General features: G+C 45.2%; 2 protein-coding genes. One reads left to right on the top strand and one right to left on the bottom strand.

Annotation, left to right across the window (positions count from 1 at the left end):
- Window positions 1–109: 109 nt before the first annotated feature.
- Complete coding sequence (locus tag AC805_RS19225) at window positions 110–1,879, bottom strand: TolC family protein (protein WP_055076892.1); 1,770 nt, start codon at window positions 1,877–1,879, stop codon at window positions 110–112.
- Window positions 1,880–2,311: 432 nt separating this feature from the next.
- Here AC805_RS19225 and AC805_RS19220 point away from each other — a divergent pair, with 432 nt between their 5' ends.
- A complete protein-coding gene (locus AC805_RS19220) occupies window positions 2,312–3,079 on the top strand; it encodes a carbonic anhydrase (RefSeq protein ID WP_055076891.1) in 768 nt (255 codons plus the stop codon).
- The last annotated feature ends 107 nt before the right edge of the window (window positions 3,080–3,186 follow it).

Here is a 3,186-nt window from a genome sequence, read left to right as displayed (position 1 = left end):
TAAGTAGCTAGGCATAAGTAAACTTAAAACCTAGAAGAGCATACCCGCCCGCGCAGCGGGCGGTATGCTCTTCTGGGTTATGCCGAACTACTTAATTGCGATCGGCTACCTATATACCATTGATGGCTCTTTCAAGATTGGCTCGGGATTGGTTATAGCCAATGATTGCTTGAACGCGGTTAACATCGGCGCGAGTGAGATCTGACTCAGCGGAGATAACCTCAAGTTGGGTTCCAACTCCAGCATCAAGGCGCAAACGTGCAAGACGTAGGGCTTCCTCTGCCTGTTGAACGGCTTTAGTTGCCGTGTCGATCTGTTGAAAGCGCGATCGCTGATTGATGTAGGCTGACTCCACATCATAACGAGCTTGACGAGCAGCTTGCTCGAATTTACTCTCGGCTGTGGCTTGATCGGCTTTGTATTGATCTACTTGCGCGGCAGCTTTACCCCCATCAAAGAGTGTCCAGTTTAGCGACAAACCAACTTGGTAGTCCGCACTAGCACTACCATTGTTAACAAAGGAAGCAGAGGCATCAAAGTTAGTAAATACGCTAACTTGGGGACCTAATCTTGCTAAGGTGACATTGGCATTATTACGAGCAACTTCACGCTCTAACTTGCGAATGTCAAGTTCGGAACGATTGCGGACTGCCAGCAATATCGATTCTTCTAAGGATAATTTCCATGCTGCGACAGGAGCAATTTTATCGGCAGCCGTAATTTCAATGGTCGGGGGATAGTTGATCTGTCGAGATAATTCCCGTCTGGCTACTAACTGGGAGGCTTCGGCATTGAGCAAGTCTTGCTTGGCATTGGCAAGGGATACCTCAGACTGGAGAACATCAAACTTTGTACCAACCCCTGCCCGCTCTCTGGATTTGGTGTCCTTCAGGCTTCGTTCAGCATTTTCAACAGCTTTGCGTTGGATGCGGATCGTTTCATCGGCATTCTGGAGACTGTAATAGGCTGTTACGATATTCAACCGAATTGTCTGATTGACTTGATTAAGTGATGCCTCCGCAATGCGCAAGCTGTTTTCAGCCGCAGCAATAGTATTGTCATTCACCCCAGAATCAAAAATGTTGTAGCTAATGCCTAGAGTACCCGTAAGCGCATGGGTCGTAGATGTATTTGTGGTGGAATTTGTGGTGGAATTTGTGACAGTTGGCGGTGAGAAGACCGAGTTGCCATAGGTATATCTAGATGATGCGGAAACAGTGGCCGAACGTCCAGCTTCGGCAGCTCTCAATCCCGCACGGGCGCGATCTACGGCAATTTTTGCTTGAATCCAATCGGGGCTGGATCTTTCAACTAACTCCAAAAGTTCGGCGAGGGTGACTGGTTTGCTAAGGTCTAACTTAACTTGACTGGGCGTGGTGGGAACAACTAAGGTCTGGGCAGGGTCAAGTTTGCCAGATTCATAAACCGTAGAATTGGGATCAATTCTGGCAGGTTCGGTTGAAGAACTGACTTTTTGAGGTTGCGATCGCTGGCTATCTTGAACGATATTTGTATTAGTGGTAGAAAGCAGCTTAGGCGGATCTTGATTATTGACTTTAGCTAATGTCGCGATCGCTGCCTGAGGTGTGGCAGGATCTGAAGATGCTTGCTGGTTACTTGTCGCTTTTCCTGTCGATTGACTTGCCGATTCAGATTGGGCTTTGTCAATAATTACCGACTGGGATGCAACCTCTTCCGAGGTGGCAAGATGAGAAATACTAGCAGTGCTATTAGAGGTGTTAATAGTGGTGTCAGGCTCTAAAACGACCTTAGTGAAAGGACGCAGAGGTAGATTAAATTCTTGAGCATTGGCTGTCCAAGCTGGAATCAGAAGCGATAAACTCGCACCAAGCGTCAACCAACTGGAAGAAATTCGCATAATTCAGTCCGTCACTCCTCGCATTTAAATAGCAGCCAACATACCTTACAACGAGCATCTTCTAATAGCTCGTACATCACAATCATCATGCTATCGGGTAAATATGAAAGCACCTGTATGTTTGCATAACAGATTGTAGTATAAACCTTGAAATTTAGAGATATTAATCAGCTCTAAGTAATTGAGCTTAATTAAATATAAAACCCTAAAACCTGTGGCGCACGCGCAGCGTGCGCCACAGCTTTTTGTTTTTTACTTCCCTTCCCAGTGAATAATTAGATGTTGCGGCGCAAAGCGCCGCAACATCTAATTATTCACTGGGAAGGGATATGAGCACTAATCGTTTCTGTAAAGACTTGTGGAAAGTTATCGATCTTCTAACTAGGTCAGTTATACTTAGCTCCAAGTTTAGGGAATGAAACTAACAACATAATGAAAAAATTCAATAAGAACACTCTGCTAGTATTGATGCTTACCCTTGGAACCTTGTTTCCTTTATCGGCAAATGTTTTCGCAGAAGAATCTCCTTCGCACTGGGGATATGGCGGTGCTGCCAACCCTACACAATGGGGACAAATTAAGAAGGATTTTGCTTTATGTGAGTCGGGACGGGATCAATCGCCGATCGATCTCAAAAATGCCGTAGAAAGTTCTCCCGCTAAAATCGATTTTGATTATAAGTCTTCTCCCTTAGTCGTAGTAAATAACGGGCACACTATTCAAGTGAATTATGCGCCAGGCAGTAGTGTGACGATTAACGGTGAAAAATACTCCCTCGTTCAATTCCATTTCCATACACCTAGCGAACATGAAGTCAATAGTAAGGCTTTGGCAATGGAACTCCATTTAGTACATCGTAATGAAGCAGGAAAACTAGCAGTAGTGGGAGTTATGCTCACTAAAGGAACAGCCAATCCCCTGATCGATACTATTTGGAAAAACATTCCTTCGGCTGGGAAAACTAATACCGTTAGCAGTAGTAATATTAACGCTACCGATCTTTTGCCGAAGGGTAAATCCTACTATAGCTACGATGGTTCTCTCACTACCCCTCCCTGTAGCGAAGGTGTTAAGTGGAATGTCTTTGTTGAGACAATGACGATTTCGGAAGAGCAAATCGCAGCTTTTGAGAAGCTTTATCAAGTTGATGCCCGTCCTATTCAGCCTAGCAATGGTAGAGTGATTCAACTCCATCGTTAGAATTAAAATAAAAGACAAGTGGCGGCGCGAAGCGCCGCCACTTGTCTTTTGGGGTTGTCCTAATCAACCCTAGATGAGTTGTGAGAGGCTTCGACTTCGCTCAGCCA

Source organism: Pseudanabaena sp. 'Roaring Creek' (genome assembly GCF_001402795.1).
Classification (GTDB): domain Bacteria; phylum Cyanobacteriota; class Cyanobacteriia; order Pseudanabaenales; family Pseudanabaenaceae; genus Pseudanabaena.
Note: the sequence above shows the minus strand (reverse complement) of the source record. Positions and strands in the feature narration are given on the sequence as shown.

Bases quoted from the DNA above. Each gene is read 5' to 3' on its own strand.
- AC805_RS19225 (WP_055076892.1), bottom strand. From the start codon at position 1,879: ATGCGAATTTCTTCCAGTTGGTTGACGCTTGGTGCGAGTTTATCGCTT.
- AC805_RS19220 (WP_055076891.1), top strand. From the start codon at position 2,312: ATGAAAAAATTCAATAAGAACACTCTGCTAGTATTGATGCTTACCCTT.